The organism is Cellulomonas sp. CW35, assembly GCF_052378485.1.
Taxonomy (GTDB): domain Bacteria; phylum Actinomycetota; class Actinomycetes; order Actinomycetales; family Cellulomonadaceae; genus Cellulomonas; species Cellulomonas uda.
In genome coordinates this window covers 2,128,517-2,146,678 of sequence record NZ_CP199000.1, presented here as the reverse complement: position 1 = coordinate 2,146,678, position 18,162 = coordinate 2,128,517, and the positions used below count along the sequence as shown (strand labels likewise).

General features: G+C 74.6%; 15 protein-coding genes and 1 pseudogene. 11 read left to right on the top strand and 5 right to left on the bottom strand.

The genetic code is table 11. The annotated features are described in order from the left end of the window. Nucleotides 1–13: 13 nt before the first annotated feature. Together ACT17Q_RS09830 and ACT17Q_RS09825 are read left to right on the top strand one after the other, a co-directional pair. On the top strand, nt 14–2,152 hold the full coding sequence (locus ACT17Q_RS09830) for an ATP-dependent DNA helicase (RefSeq protein ID WP_444662153.1): 2,139 nt from the start codon (nt 14–16) through the stop codon (nt 2,150–2,152). A gap of 90 nt (nt 2,153–2,242) precedes the next feature. After that, nucleotides 2,243–3,256 carry an L-lactate dehydrogenase gene (locus ACT17Q_RS09825; RefSeq protein ID WP_094179798.1) on the top strand — a complete coding sequence of 338 codons (1,014 nt, stop codon included), beginning with the start codon at nt 2,243–2,245 and terminating at the stop codon, nt 3,254–3,256. Between the two features lie 65 nt (nt 3,257–3,321). Here the strand turns inward: ACT17Q_RS09825 and ACT17Q_RS09820 are convergent, their stop codons facing one another. Both ACT17Q_RS09820 and lexA read right to left on the bottom strand, forming a co-directional pair. After that, nucleotides 3,322–3,558, bottom strand: a complete 237-nt coding sequence (locus tag ACT17Q_RS09820; RefSeq protein WP_444662151.1) for a hypothetical protein — start codon at nt 3,556–3,558, stop codon at nt 3,322–3,324. Next, the gene (gene lexA, locus ACT17Q_RS09815) at nt 3,555–4,268 is read right to left on the bottom strand and encodes a transcriptional repressor LexA (protein WP_268534055.1); all 714 of its coding nucleotides are present in this window, start codon (nt 4,266–4,268) and stop codon (nt 3,555–3,557) included. The genes ACT17Q_RS09820 and lexA overlap by 4 nt, the downstream gene beginning before the upstream one ends. A 470-nt stretch (nt 4,269–4,738) precedes the next feature. On the opposite strand from lexA, the gene ACT17Q_RS09810 reads away from it, so the two are divergent. The 4 genes and pseudogenes from ACT17Q_RS09810 to ACT17Q_RS09795 all read left to right on the top strand — a co-directional run bounded on the left by ACT17Q_RS09810 (nt 4,739) and on the right by ACT17Q_RS09795 (nt 8,293). Further along, nucleotides 4,739–5,152 (top strand): LysM peptidoglycan-binding domain-containing protein, encoded by a 414-nt coding sequence (locus ACT17Q_RS09810; protein ID WP_157732488.1) that lies wholly within the window; start codon nt 4,739–4,741, stop codon nt 5,150–5,152. A 114-nt stretch (nt 5,153–5,266) separates the two neighbouring features. Next, nucleotides 5,267–5,752 (top strand): annotated as a pseudogene (gene nrdR / locus ACT17Q_RS09805) (transcriptional regulator NrdR); the annotation flags it as partial. A gap of 277 nt (nt 5,753–6,029) precedes the next feature. Next, nucleotides 6,030–8,039 carry a S9 family peptidase gene (locus ACT17Q_RS09800; protein WP_444662149.1) on the top strand — a complete coding sequence of 670 codons (2,010 nt, stop codon included), beginning with the start codon at nt 6,030–6,032 and terminating at the stop codon, nt 8,037–8,039. A gap of 65 nt (nt 8,040–8,104) precedes the next feature. Next, nucleotides 8,105–8,293, top strand: a complete 189-nt coding sequence (locus ACT17Q_RS09795; RefSeq protein ID WP_094179804.1) for a DUF5302 domain-containing protein — start codon at nt 8,105–8,107, stop codon at nt 8,291–8,293. 100 nt (nt 8,294–8,393) lie between these two features. Here ACT17Q_RS09795 and serA read toward each other — a convergent pair whose 3' ends face one another. Both serA and ACT17Q_RS09785 read right to left on the bottom strand, forming a co-directional pair. After that, nucleotides 8,394–9,593 (bottom strand): phosphoglycerate dehydrogenase, encoded by a 1,200-nt coding sequence (gene serA, locus ACT17Q_RS09790; RefSeq protein WP_094179805.1) that lies wholly within the window; start codon nt 9,591–9,593, stop codon nt 8,394–8,396. A 97-nt stretch (nt 9,594–9,690) separates the two neighbouring features. Next, nucleotides 9,691–11,922 (bottom strand): HelD family protein, encoded by a 2,232-nt coding sequence (locus ACT17Q_RS09785; protein WP_141318586.1) that lies wholly within the window; start codon nt 11,920–11,922, stop codon nt 9,691–9,693. Between the two features lie 221 nt (nt 11,923–12,143). On the opposite strand from ACT17Q_RS09785, the gene ACT17Q_RS09780 reads away from it, so the two are divergent. From ACT17Q_RS09780 to ACT17Q_RS09760, 5 genes are all read left to right on the top strand, one after another. Continuing rightward, nucleotides 12,144–13,322 (top strand): PP2C family protein-serine/threonine phosphatase, encoded by a 1,179-nt coding sequence (locus tag ACT17Q_RS09780; RefSeq protein WP_444662146.1) that lies wholly within the window; start codon nt 12,144–12,146, stop codon nt 13,320–13,322. Further along, the gene (locus ACT17Q_RS09775; protein ID WP_444662144.1) at nt 13,319–14,974 is read left to right on the top strand and encodes a sensor histidine kinase; all 1,656 of its coding nucleotides are present in this window, start codon (nt 13,319–13,321) and stop codon (nt 14,972–14,974) included. Before ACT17Q_RS09780 ends, ACT17Q_RS09775 begins: the two co-directional genes overlap by 4 nt. 29 nt (nt 14,975–15,003) lie before the next feature. Next, nucleotides 15,004–15,438, top strand: a complete 435-nt coding sequence (locus ACT17Q_RS09770) for a response regulator (protein WP_094179808.1) — start codon at nt 15,004–15,006, stop codon at nt 15,436–15,438. 141 nt (nt 15,439–15,579) lie between these two features. After that, a complete protein-coding gene (locus ACT17Q_RS09765) occupies nt 15,580–16,515 on the top strand; it encodes a proteasome assembly chaperone family protein (RefSeq protein WP_094179809.1) in 936 nt (311 codons plus the stop codon). A gap of 317 nt (nt 16,516–16,832) precedes the next feature. Then, entirely contained in the window at nt 16,833–17,036 is a 204-nt protein-coding gene (locus ACT17Q_RS09760; protein WP_094179810.1) for a cold-shock protein, read from the top strand. 170 nt (nt 17,037–17,206) lie between these two features. Here the strand turns inward: ACT17Q_RS09760 and ACT17Q_RS09755 are convergent, their stop codons facing one another. After that, nucleotides 17,207–18,127, bottom strand: coding sequence for a spermidine synthase (locus tag ACT17Q_RS09755; RefSeq protein ID WP_444662141.1), 921 nt, complete (start codon nt 18,125–18,127; stop codon nt 17,207–17,209). Between the last annotated feature and the right edge of the window lie 35 nt (nt 18,128–18,162).

Sequence of the window (18,162 nt, the reverse complement as noted above, 5' to 3'; positions counted from 1 at the left end):
CTAGGCTGGCCCGATGCCGTCTCCGTCGCCCGCCGCCGCTCCTGACGGCGACACCGCGGAGGAGACCGGCGCCCGCTCGGCCGAGCGCGACCGGGCGGTCGACGAGCTCCTGGACGTCGCGGTCGGCGTCCTCGGGGGCGCCAGGCGTGACGGTCAGCACCTCATGGCGCGGGCCGTCGCACAGTCCCTCGACTCGGGCGAGCACCTGCTGGTGCAGGCGGGCACCGGCACCGGGAAGTCGCTCGGGTACCTCGTACCCGCCGTCCGGCACGCCGTGCACGCCGACGAGCGCGTCGTCGTGTCCACCGCGACGCTCGCCCTGCAGCGCCAGGTCCTCACCCGCGACCTGCCGCTCGTCGCGGACGCGCTCGCGGGGCACCTGCCCCGCCGGCCGCACATCGCCCTGCTCAAGGGCTGGCACAACTACCTGTGCCTGCACAAGGTCGAGGGCGGGTACCCCGCGGACGACCAGGGCGCGCTGTTCGACCTCCCCGAGCGTGCCGGCGCCGCGGAGCACCCCGACGCGGGGGAGGCGGCGCCCGCGAGCCTCGGCCAGCAGGTCGTGCGGCTGCGGGAGTGGGCGCAGGAGACCGACACCGGCGACCGCGACGACCTGGTCCCCGGCGTCACCGACCGCGCGTGGCGGCAGGTGTCCGTCACGTCGCTCGAGTGCATCGGGTCCGCGTGCCCCAAGCTCGACGAGTGCTTCCCGGAGCGCGCGCGGGCGTCCGCTCGCGAGGCCGACGTCGTCGTGACGAACCACGCGATGCTCGGCATCGCCGCGTCCGGCTCCCCGCACGTCCTCCCGGACCACGAGGTGCTCGTCGTCGACGAGGCGCACGAGCTCGCCGACCGGGTGACCGCGCAGGCCACCGCGGAGCTCTCGCTGCCCGTCGTGCAGCACGCCGCCCGCGTCGCGCGCCGCCACGGCGGCGTCCCCGGCAGCGACCTCGAGGCCGCGGGGGAGGCGCTTGCGGGCGCGATCGTCCCGTTGCCCGAGGGGCGGTTCAGCGACGGGCTGCCACCCGCGGTGCACGACGCGGTCGCGGCGGTGCGGGACGCGGCCCGCACGCTGCTGTCCCTGCTGCGGCCCGAGGGCGGCGGGAGCGCAGGCGGCGCGCCCGCGGACGGCGGGCGCAAGGTCGCCCAGTCCGCGGTCCTCACCCTCTTCGAGACCGCCGAGCGCATGACCGGCACTCCCGAGGACCTCGCCCGGACCGTGATGTGGTGCGCACGCGGCGAGGACCGCTCGGGCGCGACCACCACGCGCCTGCTCGCGGCACCGTTGTCCGTCAACGGGCTCATCCGCACGCAGCTGCTCGCCGGACGCACCGCGGTGCTCACGTCCGCGACCCTCGCGCTCGGCGGGTCGTTCGACCCGATGGCGCGGTCGGTCGGGCTGGAGCTGCGGCCCGACGCGGAACCGGTCGGACCGACGAGCGTGCCCGGCGCCGACCCCGCACCCGCCGACGCGACGGGGCCGGTGCGCTGGCGCGGCCTCGACGTCGGGAGCCCCTTCGACTACCCGCGGCAGGGGATCTGCTACGTGGCCCGGCGCCTGCCGCCACCCGGCCGCGAGCCCGCGACCGACGCGCAGCTCGACGAGATCGAGGCCCTCGTGCGCGCGTCCGGCGGCGCGACCCTCGGCCTGTTCTCGTCGCGCCGGGCGGCGAACGCCGCCGCCGAGGCGATGCGCGAGCGACTCGACGTGCCCGTGCTGCTGCAGGGCGACGACCAGCTGCCCACCCTCGTCGCACGGTTCGCCGCCGACGAGCCGACCTGCCTGTTCGGGACGCTCGCGCTCTGGCAGGGCGTCGACGTCCCCGGCCGGGCGTGCCGGCTCGTGATCATCGACCGGATCCCGTTCCCCCGTCCCGACGACCCCGTTCGCTCCGCCCGTGCCGACGTCGTCGCCCGGTCCGGGGGCAACGGGTTCATGGCCGTCTCCGCGACGCACGCTGCGCTGCTCCTCGCTCAGGGCGCGGGTCGCCTGGTCCGCGGACCGCAGGACAAGGGCGTGGTCGCCGTCCTGGACCCGCGGCTCGCCACCGCCCGGTACGGCGAGTTCCTCGCCCGGTCCATGCCGGCGTTCTGGCGCACGACCGACCGGGACGTCGCGCTCGCCGCGCTGACGCGCCTGCGGGACTCCTGAGCCGGTAGCCTGCCAGGGACGGCCCCGCGCGCGGACGCGCAGGTCATGGGCCCGTCACCCCCGTCCACCGCCATGCCAGGAGGCGCCACGATGTCCGAGCAGATCGCCGAGAGCCTCGCCGACGAGGAGCCCAGCCTCTCCGGCGCCCCGAGCCACCGGCGGACGTCGAAGGTCGCGATCGTCGGCGCCGGCGCCGTCGGCTCGACCATGGCCTACGCGACGCTGATGCGCGGCGCCGCGCGCACCGTCGCGCTCTTCGACATCAACAAGGCGAAGGTCGAGGCCGAGGCGCTCGACCTGGGCCACGGCATCCAGTTCATGTCCATGGCCGAGGTCGTCGGGTCCGACGACATCGCGGTCTGCGCGGACGCGGACGTGGTCGTCTTCACCGCGGGCGCCAAGCAGAAGCCCGGCCAGACGCGCCTGGACCTCGCGGAGGCCACCATCGGGCTCGTCAGGAAGGTCCTGCCCTCGCTCGTCGAGGTCGCGCCGAACGCGGTCTACGTGATGGTGACGAACCCCGTCGACGTCGTGACCTACGCGTCGCTCAAGATCTCCGGCCTGCCGCCCACGCAGCTGTTCGGGTCCGGCACCGTGCTGGACTCCTCCCGGCTGCGGTACCTCATCGCGAAGCACACCGGGGTCGCCGTGCAGAACGTGCACGCGTACATCGCCGGTGAGCACGGCGACTCCGAGCTGCCCCTGTGGAGCTCGGCGTCGATCGGCGCGATCCCGCTCCTCGAGTGGCAGGGCATCGAGGGCGAGGGACCGCTCACCAGCGCGGTGCGCGACGAGATCGCGCGCGAGGTCGTCGAGTCCGCCTACCGGATCATCGAGGGCAAGGGTGCGACGAACTACGCGGTCGCGCTCGCCGGGTCGCGCATCATCGAGGCGATCCTCAAGGACGAGCGCCGGGTCCTGCCCGTCTCCTCGCTCCTGACCGGGTACTACGGCATCGACGACGTCTGCCTGTCCGTGCCGTCGATCGTCGGCTCGCCCGGGGTGCTCGACCGCCTGCCGGTGCCCATGTCCGTCGACGAGCTCTCCGGCCTGCGCTCGTCCGCCCAGGCCGTGCGGGACGTCGCCCGGCGCTTCGGCTTCTGACGGACGACGACGGCCCGCCGCCCGGGAGATCCGGGGGGCGGGCCGTCGTCCGTCGTCGTGGCGCCTCACTCGGACCAGGTGCGGTCCTCCCAGCGCTCGTCGGCGACGGCAGCATCGTCGGTGCTGTCGGTGCTGTCGGTGCTGTCGGTGCTGTCGGTGCTGTCGGTGCTGCCGGCGTCGTTCGTCTCGTCCGTGCGCGCGCTGTTCGTGCGCCCGTCGTCGGACGGGCGGGCGAGCCGCTGCGCCAGACGGCGACCGAGCCCCGGTGGCGGGTCGGGCAGGCGGCCGGGCACGGCGCTCACAGGCTCCGCAGCACGCTGACGACGCGACCGAGGATCGTGGCGTCGTCGCCCGGGATGGGCGCGTAGGCGGCGTTGTGGGGCAGGAGCCACACGTGCCCGTCCGCGCGCCGCAGCGTCTTGACGGTCGCCTCGCCGTCGATCATCGCCGCGACGATCTCGCCGTTCTCCGCGACGGGCTGACGCCGCACGACCACCCAGTCGCCGTCGCAGATCGCCGCGTCGACCATCGAGTCGCCGCTGACCTTGAGCATGAACAGCTCGCCCTCTCCGACCAGCTGGCGCGGCAGGGGGAACACGTCCTCGACCACCTGCTCGGCGAGGATCGGGCCGCCGGCGGCGATCCGCCCGACGAGAGGGACGTACGCGGGCGCCGAGAACTGCTCCTCGCCCCCGTCCCCGAGCGACACCTGCGAGGGGGTGTCCTGGCCGCCCCACTGCGGGACGCCGCGCGAGTCGTCCGGGTGCACGACCTCGATCGCCCGCGGACGCTTGGGGTCACGCCGCAGGTAGCCCTTGCGCTCGAGCGCCGTGAGCTGGTGCTTCACGCTGGACGGGCTCGTCAGCCCGACAGCCTCGCCGATCTCGCGCATGCTCGGCGGGTAGCCGCGCGTCTCGACCGAGACGCGGATCGTCTGCAGGACCAGGCGCTGACGCGCCGTCAGACCGTCTGGGCCCGGGGGGGTCTCGGGCAGCTCGTGCACCGTACCCAGCCGTCCCTCGCCGCCGACGGAGCCGCCGGTGGCGTCGCCCCCGGTGGGCTGCTGCCCGGTCACGTCCTCGGTTCGCTGGTCCGTCACGTCCACCCCTCCAGTCCGCCCTGCCACCGACCGCCGTCGGCGGCCTCTCCGGGGCGTCGTCGGTCCGCCGCCCGGTGCGCACCGCCGGATGGCGTCCCCGGCGGGGAAGGCCCTGGTCCACGGCCTCGTCGCGGGGGATGTCAGTGGTCGGTGGTGCGCTGTTCCTCGGCAGGAAGCCTACGCAGGTGGACGGGCGATATCAAACATCTGTTCGACATCTCTGGACGCGTGTCGCAGGCCTCTGGTAGAACTTCGTACAGACGTACGACGAACACGTGTATGACGAACGCGCGTACGACGCGCGGGAGTCGCGGTAGGCGCACCGGCGGCATGATCGGCCGGACGCGTGGCGCGGTGGACGGATGTCAGGGAGAGGGAGAGCGATGAGCGCGATGGTGATCGGACCCGACATGATCGGTGCGGGTCGTCGAGCAGGTCGTCCGGCACGGGCCTCCCGCGAGCGTGCCGCGGCTCTGGCCGCGCCGACGGCGGGCCGCTCCGCGGACGAGGCGCCGCTGCGGCTGACGCGCCGCGGGCGTGCGGTCGTCACGGTCCTCGCGCTCGCCCTCTCCGGCATGGCGTTCGTGCTGGGGTCGCACGCCGCGGCGGGTGCCACCTCGGACGCGACGGTCGAGCGTTACGTCGTGCGCACCGGGGACACGCTGTGGGACATCGCCGCCTCCTCTCGTGCGGCGGGCGAGTCGGTGCAGCACCAGGTCCGCGAGCTGGTCCGGGTCAACGGCATGTCGGGCACACACGTCGACGCCGGTCAGGAGCTCGTCGTCCCACACGGCTGAGCCGCGGGCCCTCGCGGGCCACTGCCTTGCGGCAGGGGGAGGCGTGGCCTACGGTCGCGTGGGCGACGCGCGCGAGCGCGGCCCGACGACAGCGATGCAGCAGGAGGCTCCAGGGTGCACTGCCCGTTCTGCCGGCACCCGGACTCCCGGGTGGTCGACTCCCGCACCTCGGACGACGGCGCGTCGATCCGCCGTCGCCGTCAGTGCCCGTCGTGCAATCGCCGGTTCACCACGGTGGAGACGACCAGCCTGTCGGTCGTGAAGCGCTCGGGTGCCACGGAGCCGTTCAGCCGGGACAAGATCGCCGGGGGCGTGCGCAAGGCATGCCAAGGCCGGCCGGTGAGCGAGGACGATCTCGCGCTGCTCGCCCAGAAGGTCGAGGAGACGCTGCGCTCGTCCGGGTCCGCGGAGATCGACGCCTACGAGATCGGCCTGGCGATTCTCGGGCCGCTGCGCGAGCTCGACGAGGTTGCCTACCTGCGGTTCGCCAGCGTGTACCAGGCGTTCGACTCGCTCGAGGACTTCGAGGCCGCGATCACCGTGCTCCGGGCGGAGCGTGACGACCGCGACCGGGGCGCTCGCGACGAGGCTCCGGACGCAGCAGCGCCGGGCGTCGCGACGCCCGACACCGCAGCAGCCGACACCGCAGTAGCCGACACCACAGAAGCCGGCACCGAGGCACCCGATGCCGCAGTCGCGGACTCCGGAGCGCAGCCGGCCGGGTCGGCTCCCGGAGCGGGCGGAGCCGGCTGACCGGTCCCGGCGGAAGCCGAGGGGCTGCTGCGAGGGATGACAGTGGTCCGGCGCGGGCTGCTCGTCGGCCCGGGTCGGTGGGGCACGTGCCGGGGGGCCGTCGGCCGCGGGTTACGGTCGAGCCATGCTCCCTCACGACCTGTTCCACCTGCGCACGCCCGGATCCGTCGCCCTCGTCCCCGACGGGTCGGCGGCCGTCGTCGCTCTCTCGCAGCCCGACGAGGAGGCGGACGAGTACCGCGGTGGCCTCTGGCTGGTGCCGCTCGACGGCTCGGCGCCGCGCGTCCTCACGCGCGGCCACGCGGACTCCGCGCCTGACGTCTCACCCGACGGTCGTTGGGTCGTGTTCGTGCGGTCCACCACGGGCGACAAGCCGCAGCTGTACGTGGTCGAGACGAGCGGGGGAGAGCCGTTCCGGGTCACCGACCAGCCTCTGGGGGCGGGCCAGCCGCGGTTCTCGCCCGACGGCCGGCGCATCGCGTACGTCGCGCGCGTGCCGGACGAGGGCCGGTACGCAGCGGACGGTGACGCGGGTGCCGAGCGGCCCCGGCTGATCACGCAGCTGCGCAACCGTGCCGACGGGCTCGGGCACCTGCGTGACCGCGTCCGCCAGGTGTTCGTCCTCGAGGTGCCGGACGCCTCGGGCTCCACCGTCCATGTCCCGGCGTCGTATGCGCTGACCTGCGCCGACGACGACGTGGACCTGCCGCACTGGTTCCCGGACGGCCGTGCCGTCGCGGCGCTGCTGCGCCGGCACGGCACGCGTGAGCAGGACCTGCGCCGCGACGCGGTGGCGCTGCTCGTGCCGGAGGACCTGACGGGTGTGTCGGGCGATGCACAGGTCGTGCCGCTCACGGACGCCGACGCGGGCGCGAGCCTGTCGCTGTCCCGCGCGGTCCCGGCGCCCGACGGCGCGCGGGTGTGGCTGCTCGCCGAGGACGTGGGGGAGTCCGGGCGTGACTTCGTCGCGGCGCTCACGGGTCTGTTCGAGCTGCCGCTGACCGCCGAGGCCAGGCCTGCCGGCCCGCCGCGACGCGTCACCGACCCCGACGAGGTGGACCTCGACCCGGGTGTGCTGGTCCCGGTCGGCGACGGCGTGCTCGTCGCACCGCTGCGCTCGGGTGCCGTGCACCTGACGCTCGTGGGGTCCGACGGCGGGTCGAGGGACCTCCTCGACGGCGCGGTCGTCGTCGGCGCGGCAGCAGCGGCGGGCGGCGCGGTCGTCGCGGTCCGCGCGACGCCGGACTCCGCGGGGGACGTCGTGCTCGTCGACACGGGCCGAGCCCTGACCGACTGGTCGGCGCCGCTGCGGGCGACGGGTCGTGTGCGGGTGTCCGAACCGCTCGTCGCGCACGCGCCCGACGGGTACCGCGTCGAGGGGTGGCTCACGACGCCCGACCCGGACCGGTACGGCGCGGGTCCGCACCCCACGATCCTGCTGATCCACGGCGGCCCGTTCGCGCAGTACACGCACGCGCTGTTCGACGAGGTGCAGACGCTCGCCGAGGCGGGCTATGCCGTGGTGCACGGCAACCCGCGCGGCTCGTCGGGCCGGGGCCGGGCGCACGGCCGGGCGATCCGACGCGCGTTCGGGACGGTCGACGCGGACGACGTGCTCGCGCTGCTCGACGAGGCGCTCACGGATCCGCGGCTCGACCCGCAGCGCACGGGCGTGATGGGCGGCTCGTACGGCGGGTACCTCACGGCGTGGCTGACGACGCGCACGCAGCGGTTCGCGGCCGCGATCGTGGAGCGCGGCTTCCTGGATCCGGTGAGCTTCACGGGCTCGAGCGACATCGGCTGGTTCTTCGGGCTGGAGTACCTCGGCGACCCGGCGACGGAGGCGGAGCTCGTCGCCGCGCAGTCACCCATGGCGCGGGTCGGCGAGGTCGGCACGCCCACGCTCGTCGTGCACTCCGAGCAGGACTGGCGCTGCCCGGTGGAGCAGGGGCAGCGCTGGTTCGTCGAGCTGCGCCGCCGCGGGGTGCCGAGCGAGCTGCTGCTGTTCCCGGGCGAGGGGCACGAGCTCACGCGCTCGGGCCGGCCGTCGCACCGCGTCGCCCGGTTCGAGCACGTGCTGCGCTGGTGGGACCGTTGGCTGCCGGTCGGCTCGCGGTCGCGGGACGTGGCCTGAGGTATGGAGTTGGCACCGGCGCGACGAGTCCGTCACGCTGGGGCTTCGACGACGAGGAGGTGCCGATGGCGCACGACGACACGAAGGCGGCCGTGAGCGAGGACGCGAAGGCCAAGTTCCGCGAGGCGCTGGAGCGCAAGAAGGGTGCCGCGCACCGCACGGCGGACGGGCAGTCGAACACGGGCTCGGTGCACGGGTCCGAGACGACGGGCCCGGCCCAGCGCCGGTTCCAGCGCAAGTCCGGCTCCGCCTGACGGCGACCCGCAGCGAACGACGAGCAAGGCCCCGACCGGGTGTCCGGTCGGGGCCTTGCGCCGTGCGTGCCGGCGCCGCCGGGCGACGGTGGCGCGGTGCTCAGGACAGCAGGCGCAGGCGGATCGCCTCGGGCTGCGCGCGCAGCGCGGTCACGAGCGAGTCGTCGACGGGCGAGCCCGCGTCGGTGACCACGTAGCCGAGGTCGCCGCGGGTCGCGAGGAGCTGGCCCTCGATGTTCACGCCGTGCTCGGCGAGGGTCGCGTTGACCTTGGCGAGCACGCCGGGGACGTTGCGGTGCAGGTACGCGAGGCGGTGCACGCCGGGCGGCTGGTCGAGCGCGACGTTCGGCAGGTTCACCGACAGGGTGGTCGAGCCGGTGGCGAGGTAGTCGCGGACCTTGTTGGAGACGAACTGGCCGATCGCCTCCTGCGCCTCCTCGGTCGACCCGCCCGTGTGCGGGGTGAGGATGACGTTCGGCAGGCCGAGCAGCTCGGAGTCGAACGGGTCGCCCTTGCGCTTGGGCTCGACGGGGAACACGTCGATCGCCGCGCCGGCGAGGTGGCCGGACACGATCGCGTCGCGCACCGCGGCGGGGTCGACGACGAAGCCGCGGGACAGGTTCAGCAGGATCGCGCCGGGTCGCATGCGGGCGATCTGCGCGGCGCCGAAGAAGCCGGCGTTGCCGGGCCGGCCGTCGACGTGGAGCGTCACGACGTCGGCGGTCTCGAGCAGCTCGTCGAGCGAGGACGCGCGGCGTGCGTTGCCGAGCGCGAGCTTCTCGGCGGTGTCGTAGAAGACGACGGACATGCCGAGGTTCTCCGCGAGCACCGACAGCTGCGTGCCGATGTTGCCGTAGCCGATGATGCCGAGCGTGCGGCCGCGGACCTCGTGGGCCCCGGTGGCGGACTTGTTCCAGACGCCCTCGTGCATCTCCTTGTCGAAGACGGTGAGGCGGCGCGTGAGCGCGATGATGTCGGCGATCGCGATCTCGACGACCGAGCGCGTGTTGGAGAACGGCGCGTTGAACGTCGCGATGCCGAGGGACGCGGCGGCGCGCAGGTCGATCTGGTTGGTGCCGATGCAGTAGGCGCCGACGGCGACGAGGTCGTGCGCCTGCGCGAGGACGTCAGCGGTGACCTGCGTCTTGGATCGGATGCCGAGCAGCTCGACGCCCTGCAGCGCGTCGACGAGCTCGGACTCGTCGAGCGCGCCGGTCCGCGTCGTCACGTCGAAGCCGGCCGACTCCAGGATGGTGCGGGCCTGCGGGTGGAGGTTCTCGAGAAGAAGGGCCTTGGGCACGGGCACATCGTGCGCCTGTCCGGGTGCTGGGCGCGTCGCCGTCCGACTCGCGGACACCTCGGACCCACGTCCGGGCCCGGTCCCGTGCGACGGCCGCTCAGAATCCCGCGGGGAGGTCTCGCGAGTGCACCACGTGCAGCGCGCGCGTCGGGCGTGTCATCGCGACGTAGAGGTCGCCCGCCGACTGCTCGAGCACCTCCGCGGGCTCGACCAGCACGACGACGTCGAACTCGAGCCCCTTGGCCTCGCGCGGGTCGAGGACGACGACCGGCGCGTCGAGGTCGAGCCCCGTCCCGGCGGCCGGCAGAGCCAGGCCCGCGTCCGCGCCCGCGGCACGCAGGGCCGCGACACGCCCGGGCGCCGCGACGACCGCCACGCGCCCCGCGCCCGACTCGTCGTGCACCGTCCGGGACGCCGTCGCGGCCGCCGTGACCGCGGCGTCGGTCAGCTCGTCGGGAGCGACCTTCGACACCTCGAGCGCGTCGGGGACCTCACGCGCCGACGTGAGCGGCGAGCGGGCCAGCCCGGCGGCGTCCGCGACCCGGCCCGCGGTGTCCGCGACCTGCGCGGGCGTGCGGTAGTTGACCGTGAGCTCCGCCTGGCGCCACGAGCCGCGCAGCACCGGGTCGAGCATCGAGGCCCAGCGTCGGGCGCCCGCGGCGGACGACGTCTGCGCGACGTCGCCGACGATCGTCAGCGAGCGGGTCGGCACGCGGCGCAGCAGCGCGCGCCACGCCATCGCGGACAGCTCCTGGGCCTCGTCGACGACGACGTGCCCGTACGTCCACGAGCGGTCGGCGGCAGCCCGCTCGGCGGTCGTCAGCGCGGGACCGCCCGACGCGAACCGGTCGGCGAGCAGCTCGGCGGAGACGAACGCGCCACCGCCGGTCTGCTCGAGCACCTGCCGGGCGTAGGCGACCTCTCGCTGGCGCGCGTCGGCGGCCGCTCGCGCCTGCGCCCGCGCGGCCTGGTCGTCCTCGCCGAGCAGCTCCGCGGCCTCGTCGAGCAGCGGGACGTCCGCCGGGGTCCAGGGGGCGTCGGCGTCGCGCGCGAGCAGCGCGCGCTCGCGCGGCGAGAGCTGCGCAGCGGCGGACTCGAGCCGCCACGGCTTGGCGTACAGGTCGGCCAGCAGTTTCTGCGGCGTCAGCGGCATCCACGCGAGGTTGAGCGCGATGCGGATCTCGCGCGTGGTGCGCAGCTCCTCGAGGATCTCCCCGCGTTCGTCGGCGGGCACCTCGAACGCGAGCTGCTCGACGTACTGCGACGCGAGCCGGCCGAGCATGTCGCGCACGAACGCGACGCGCGCGAGGTTGTGCGGGCGGTGCAGGCGCCGCGCGCGGGCGATCGCCTGGCTCACGTCCGACGGACGCACGACGACCGTGCGGCCGTCGAGGCGCACGCTCGTCGGCCCGGCGGGGACGCGCTGACGGTCCCGCACCGCACGCGCGATGACCTGCGCCATCACCGCGCGCCCCTTGACCGCCGCGACCTCGTCGGGCTCGGTGCCGCTCGCGACGACACCCGGGACGAGGTCGGAGATCGTCGTGGTGACCACACCGGTCTCGCCGAGCGACGGCAGGACCTGGTCGATGTACCGCAGGAACGTGCGCGACGGTCCGACCAGGAGCACGCCCGAGCGCTCGAGCACGCGCCGGTGCGCGTAGAGCAGGTACGCGGCGCGGTGCAGCGCCACTGCCGTCTTGCCGGTGCCCGGGCCGCCCTGCACGACGAGCGCGCCGGTGAGCTCCGAGCGGATGATCGCGTCCTGCTCCGACTGGATGGTCGAGACGATGTCGCCCATGCGGCCCGTGCGGCCCGCGCGCAGCCCGGCGAGCAGCGCGCCCTCCCCGGACAGGCCGGCGAGCGCGTCGGGGTCGCCGTCGAGCAGGTCGAGGTCGAGCACCTCGTCCTCGACGCCGGTGACGGTCCGTCCGCGCGTGACCACGTGCCGGCGGCGCCGCACGCCGTCGGGGTGCGCGGCGGTGGCGCGGTAGAAGGCCCGCGCGGCGGGCGCGCGCCAGTCGGTCAGCAGGGGCGTCTGCTCGGGGTCCGTGAGACCGATGCGCCCGACGTAGCGCGTCGAGTCGTCGTCGAGGTCGAGCCGGCCGAACACGAGCCGCTCCTCGACCGCCTCGAGCTGAGCGACGCGGTCCTCGTAGAGCGTCGCGAACGCGTCGCGCTCGCTGCGGTTCTGCGGCGAGCCGGACGGCCCCTGGCGGCGCACGGCCGCGAGCCGCGCCCGGGTCTGCGCGCGCAGCTCGTCGAGCCGCCCGTAGACGACGTCGACCTGTCGCTGCTCGAGGGCGATCTCGTCGTCCGTGGTCGTCACGCGCGCGTCCTCCTGGCAGTGGGTGGACCTGTCCGGGCGGGCGTCGGCGCCGGACGAGGGCCGTCCATTGTTCCACCTGGGCAGCGCCGTCCGCGACGAGCGCGCCGCCGTTCCACCCGCACGCCACGGACCTCGCGGCCCCGCCGCACCCACCCGACCTGCTGACCTGCGCGGTCGCGGTACGCCCCGTACGCTGCGCAGGGCCGAGGAAGGAGACAGCCGTGATCGAGGTGGACGCCCCCGCGGGCGCGGAGCCCGGGCCGCTGCGCGTGCTCGTGGTCGAGGACGACGAGGGCGACTGGGTTCTCGCCACCGAGCACCTCGCGGACGCCGGGCTCGACGCCGACCTGCGGCGCGCGCGCACGCTCGACGAGGCCGTCACGATGCTCGACGTCGACTGCGTGCTGCTCGACCTCGGCCTGCCGGACGCGGCCGGGCTCCCGGCGCTCGAGCGGCTGCTCGCGGCGGGCGCGCCGGCCGTCGTCGTGCTCACCGGGCTGGCCGACGCGCACGCCGGCGTCGCCGCGGTGGCCGCGGGCGCCCAGGACTACCTCGACAAGAGCGACGTCGACGGCGAGCGGCTCGTCCGGTCGGTGCGGTACGCGATCGCGCGTCGTCGGCTCGAGGACGCCGACCGCGCCCTGTACCGCAGCGTCGTGCGCGAGCAGGAGACGACGCGTCTCGAGCAGGCGCTGCTGCCGCGGCCCGCCGTGCCCGCCGGGACGATCGAGCTGGCCGTCGGGTACCGCGCGGGTCGCGACGGCGTGCTCGGCGGTGACTTCTACGACGCGGTGGCCCGCCCCGACGGCACCGTGCTGGCCATCGTCGGCGACGTGTGCGGGCACGGGCCCGACGAGGCCGCGCTCGGCGCCACGCTGCGCACCGCGTGGCGCACGCTCGTGCTCGCCGAGGTGCCCACGCGGGACCTGCTGGCCCTGCTCGAGCGGGTGCTCGAGTCGGAGCGCCCGTCGCCCGAGATCTTCACGACGTTCGCGATGGTCGCGGTCGACGCGGACCGCGCCGCCGCCGACGTGTACCTCGCGGGGCACCCCGTGCCGTTCCTGCTCGGGCCGCCCTCGACGATGGTGAGCGGCGCGCGCCGCGGCCGTGCGCTGGGCATCCCGGTCAGGGGAGGCTGGGAGCCGCTGCGGCTCGAGCTCGGCGACGACTGGGGGATTCTGCTGCACACCGACGGGTTGATGGAGGCGACGCTCGCGGGCTCGTCCGACCGGATCGGCAAGGCCGGCCTGCTGGCGGTCGTGGACGAGTCGCTCGCCGCGTGCGCGCGGGAGCCGGACGGACCGGCGCTGGTCGACCGGGTGATCGAGGGCGTGCGCGCCGCGCACGGCGGCGACCTCGTCGACGACGCCGCCGTCGTCGTCGTGGGGTGGCACGCGTGAGCCCCGCGCTCGCCGCCGCGGCGACCGCTTCCGCCGGCTCGCGGGGAGAGCAGACGCTGCGCGAACGGCTGCGGGGGTGGTTCTCGGTCGTCGGCGTGCTGCTCGTGCTCGTCGTCGCGCTCGCCGCGGTCGCGTACTCCCAGCAGGTGCAGCGCCAGGAGATCGTCACGCGGGACCTGTTCGACGCGATCACCGAGACCGACACCGCGTACATCGCGCTCATCGACGCCGAGACGGGCCTGCGCGGGTTCGCGCTCACGGGCGAGCGGCGGTTCCTCGACCCGTACGAGGCCGCGAGCGAGCGGCCGATCGGCTTCGTCGACATCGCGCGGGACGTGGCGCGCGTGCGCGAGGACCCGGGTACGACCGCGGCCGCGCAGCGCGCCCAGGACCTCGCGCAGGCCTGGTACGACGACTACGCCGCACCCCTGGTCGCGCAGATCGAGGCACGTGGCCCGGAGTCGGTCAAGGACGCGCAGGTCGTGCAGGGACGTGCACGGTTCGACGAGGTCCGGGCGGCCGCCGTCGCGTTCGTCGACGAGCTGCGGGGGCTGCGCGCCGACGTCGCGGACGAGCTCACCACCTGGACGCGCCTCGCGACGCTCGTGGTTCCCGTGCTGGTCGGGACGATCGTCGTGCTGGGCGTGGGGACGTGGATCGCGCTGCGACGCTGGGTGATCGAGCCGCTCGAGGTCGTCGGCGCGGACGCGCGCGTGGTCGCGTCGGGGGACCTGCTCCACCCCGTGACGGTGCGCGGACCGGGCGAGGTCGCCACGCTGGCCGCCGACGTCGAGCAGATGCGCACGACTCTCGTCGACGAGATGGGCCGGACGCGGGACGCGCAGCGTGAGGTCGAGCTCGCGCACGCGCAGCTCGCGACCCAGGCCGAGGAGCTGCGCCGCTCGAACCGCGACCTGGAGCAGTTCGCCTACGTCGCCTCGCACGACCTGCAGGAGCCGCTGCGCAAGGTCGCGAGCTTCACGCAGCTGCTGCAGAAGCGCTACGGCGGCAAGCTCGACGAGCGCGCCGACCAGTACATCGAGTTCGCCGTCGACGGTGCCAAGCGGATGCAGCGGCTCATCCAGGACCTGCTCGGGTTCTCGCGCGTGGGGCGGGTCGGCAAGGAGCTCACCGAGGTGGACCTCACCACGGCCCTCGACGAGGCGGTCGAGCAGCAGTCGGAGGCGATCACGGACGCCGGCGCGGTCGTCACGCACGACCCGCTGCCCGTCGTCGTCGGTGAGGAGCCGCTGCTGGTCCAGCTGTTCGCCAACCTCGTCGCGAACGCGGTCAAGTTCCGCCACCCGGACCGTCCCGCGCGCGTGCACGTCTACGCGCGCGAGACGGACGAGGGGTGGGAGCTGGCGTGCGAGGATGACGGCATCGGCATCGACCCGCAGTACGCCGAGCGCGTCTTCGTGATCTTCCAGCGGCTGCACGCCAAGGACGTCTACGAGGGCACCGGGATCGGGTTGGCGCTGTGCAAGAAGATCGTCGAGTTCCACGGCGGGCGGATCTGGATCGACCAGCCGGCCTCCGGCATCGGGACGCGCGTGTGCTGGACCCTCCCGCACAACCGTCCGGGGGAGCTGGTCGAGACCGCGCCGCCCGACTCGGCACAGTCCGCAGCACCCGCCGCCGACGAGACCTGACACAACACCGGCCCCGAACGGAGCACCTGATGCCACGCAAGACCATCGACGTCCTGCTCGTCGAGGACGACCCCGGCGACGTGCTCATGACGCGCGAGGCCTTCGAGCACAACAAGGTGCGCAACACCCTGACCGTCATGGCCGACGGCGTGAGCGCGCTCGCCTACCTGCGCAAGGAGGGTGAGCACGCGGACGCGCCCACGCCGGACCTGGTGCTGCTCGACCTCAACCTGCCGCGCATGGACGGGCGCGAGGTGCTGCAGGCCCTCAAGGCCGACGAGCGGCTGCGGGCGATCCCGGTCGTCGTGCTCACGACGTCGGAGGCCGAGGAGGACGTCGTGCGGTCGTACGCGCTGCACGCGAACGCCTACGTCACCAAGCCGGTCGACTTCGACGCGTTCATCACCGTCGTCCGGCAGATCGACGAGTTCTTCGTCGAGGTCGTGCGGCTGCCCCAGCACTGACCCCTCCTGACGCCGCCCGCCCCGCGGGCGCGGTCTCCTCGTGCGCCCCGGTGGGAATCCTCGCCGGGGCGCACGCGTTGAGGTGCGCAGACGTCCGGCCGACGGCCGGCAGACCTCAGGACGACAGGAGCGCCCACGACGATGCTGGACCCCAGCGAGATCTACCAGGTGGACCCGGCGGTCGCTGCCGAGGTCCGCGCCCGCTCCCTGGCGCAGGGTTCGGGTCCCGTGCTCGTGCACGCGGTGCGCGGGTTCGTCGACGCGGGCGCCGCCGGGCAGCTCGCGGTCGAGCACCTGGTCGAGGAGCTCGCGCACACGCGGCTCGCGACGTTCGACACCGACCAGCTCGTCGACTACCGCTCGCGCCGCCCCATGATGACGTTCGACGCGAGCACGTGGTCGGCGTACGCCGAGCCCGAGCTCGTCGTCGACCTGGTGCGCGACGCCGAGGGCGTACCGTTCCTGCTCCTGCACGGCCACGAGCCGGACGTGCAGTGGGAGCGGTACGTGGCGGCGGTGCGCGAGCTCGTCGAGCGCTTCGACGTGCCCCTCACCGTCGGGCTGCACGGCATCCCCATGGGTCTGCCGCACACGCGACCCGTGTCGTTCACCGCCCACGCGACGCGCGACGAGCTCGTCGCGGACCACCCGTCCTGGTTCGGCACCGTCCAGGTCCCGGCGAGCGCGGGAGCGCTGCTCGAGTACCGGCTCGGGCAGGCCGGTCACGACGCGGTGGGCTTCGCGGTGCACGTGCCGCACTACCTGGCGCAGTCGCAGTACCCGCAGGCGACCATCGCGGGGCTGCGCGCCGTGGAGCGCGCGACCGGCCTCGACCTGCGGACGGGCGAGCTGGAGGCGGCCGCGACCGACGCGACCCTCGAGATCGAGCGTCAGGTGGAGCAGTCCGACGAGGTGCGCCAGCTGGTGTCCGCGCTCGAGGAGCAGTACGACGCCTTCAGCCGCAGCGCGGGCCGCACGAGCCTGCTGGCGCAGGCGTCGGACCTGCCGACGGCCGACGAGCTGGGCGCCGAGTTCGAGCGCTTCCTGGCGCAGCAGCGCGACGACACGACCGACTGAGGGAGCCCGACGCGCGGCACGCCTGGTCACCCGATAGGACCAGCGTGCCCCGGGTGTTTACCCAATCGTTGTCGAATCGTGGGCGGACGGGCGCTTCCAGGCGTGGCGCAGCACACATCCCCGGTGCAAGGATCGGGCCGTTGCAGTGGCGTGATCGCTTGACCGGTGCCCTCGCTCCCCGGGGTCTGCCCGGCTCGGGAGCGGGTGTCCCACCAGCCGCGAGGCTGGCCCACCCGGTGCAGGACGTGAGGCATTGCGGCAGCGCGTGCGGAGCAGGTCCGCACGCGTCACCGAGTGGAACGACAAGGAAGCAAGACATGGCACAGGGTGCTGTCAAGTGGTTCAACGCTGAGAAGGGCTACGGGTTCATCGCCCAGGACGGCGGCGGCGCCGACGTCTTCGTCCACTACTCCGCGATCCAGTCGCAGGGCTACCGCTCCCTCGAGGAGGGTCAGCGCGTCGAGTTCGAGATCACGCAGGGCCAGAAGGGTCCGCAGGCCGAGGAGGTCCGCCCCCTCTGAGTGCCGCCGCGCCCTGGCGCGTGCACGACTCCGCGAAGGGGCCGCCGTGACGGCGGCCCCTTCGTCGTCCTCCGCACGGGTTCTTCGACCGGGTCCCTGGCCAGGTCCCTGACCCAATCCCCGAGCGGGTCCGCGGAGCGGGTGCGCCCCCGCCGCCCACCCGGTGCTCGTCAGGCGGCGTCCTGCGGGTCCGGTGGCGGGTCCCGGAGCACGGCCGCGTCCCCGACGAGCGCGCGCAGCTCGTCGCCGCGCAGCAGGCGCGCGGGGGCCGGGAGGCTGCGGACCGCGCGCGCCAGCCCGGCGACGGCCAGCAGGTCGGGGTCGTCGCTCGCGGCCAGCACGACGTTGCCGTACCCCCGTCCGCGCAGCAGCGCGGGCTCCGCGATCGCCACGACGTCGGCGAACACCTCGGTGAGGGTCGCGGCCTCGCTGCGTGCCCGGACGAGGTCGGCACCGTCGGCGCAGTTGACGAGGTAGGCGCCACCGGGACGCAGGACCCGCGCCACGTCGCGGACCATCTCGATGGTCGTGACGTGCGCCGGTGTCGTGTCGCCCGCGAACACGTCGCGCACGACGACGTCGGCCGAGGCGCCGTGCAGCAGCGCGAGCTGGGCGCGGGCGTCCCCCGCGCGGATGCGCAGCGCGGGGGAGCGCGGCAGCCCGAACCAGGTGCGCACGAGCTCCGGCAGACGCGCGTCGAGCTCGACCGCGACCTGGCGCGAGCCCGGCCGCGTCCAGTCGATGGCGCGCGCGAGCGCGCAGCCCGCGGCGCCGAGGTGCACGACGTCGAGCGGCTCGCCGGGGCGCAGCGCGTCGACCACGAGCGCCATCTGCTGCATGTACTCGAACGCCAGCACGCCGGGGTCGTCGAGGTCGACGTAGGAGCTCGGCACGCCGTTGACGAGCAGCGTGGCCCCCGCCGCGTGGTCCGGGTCCGGCACGACCTCGACGGTGCCCGTGGGGATCTCGACGGGCCCGACCGGCCAGGTCTCGCGCAGCGTGCGGGCACCCTGGCGGCCGCGACCGCGTCCGGGCAGCGGACGGGGTGTCGGAGGTCGGTGGGAGCCTGGGCGTCGTGCTCGGTCGGGCATGGTGCCGACTCTAGGCGGGCGGACCGCGACCGCCG

Excerpts from the sequence above, each read along its gene's own strand:
- ACT17Q_RS09830 (WP_444662153.1), top strand. The coding sequence starts at position 14 with ATGCCGTCTCCGTCGCCCGCCGCCGCTCCTGACGGCGACACCGCGGAG.
- ACT17Q_RS09825 (WP_094179798.1), top strand. The coding sequence starts at position 2,243 with ATGTCCGAGCAGATCGCCGAGAGCCTCGCCGACGAGGAGCCCAGCCTC.
- ACT17Q_RS09810 (WP_157732488.1), top strand. The coding sequence starts at position 4,739 with ATGAGCGCGATGGTGATCGGACCCGACATGATCGGTGCGGGTCGTCGA.
- ACT17Q_RS09800 (WP_444662149.1), top strand. The coding sequence starts at position 6,030 with ATGCTCCCTCACGACCTGTTCCACCTGCGCACGCCCGGATCCGTCGCC.
- ACT17Q_RS09795 (WP_094179804.1), top strand. The coding sequence starts at position 8,105 with ATGGCGCACGACGACACGAAGGCGGCCGTGAGCGAGGACGCGAAGGCC.
- ACT17Q_RS09770 (WP_094179808.1), top strand. The coding sequence starts at position 15,004 with ATGCCACGCAAGACCATCGACGTCCTGCTCGTCGAGGACGACCCCGGC.
- ACT17Q_RS09765 (WP_094179809.1), top strand. The coding sequence starts at position 15,580 with ATGCTGGACCCCAGCGAGATCTACCAGGTGGACCCGGCGGTCGCTGCC.
- ACT17Q_RS09760 (WP_094179810.1), top strand. The coding sequence starts at position 16,833 with ATGGCACAGGGTGCTGTCAAGTGGTTCAACGCTGAGAAGGGCTACGGG.
- ACT17Q_RS09755 (WP_444662141.1), bottom strand. The coding sequence starts at position 18,127 with ATGCCCGACCGAGCACGACGCCCAGGCTCCCACCGACCTCCGACACCC.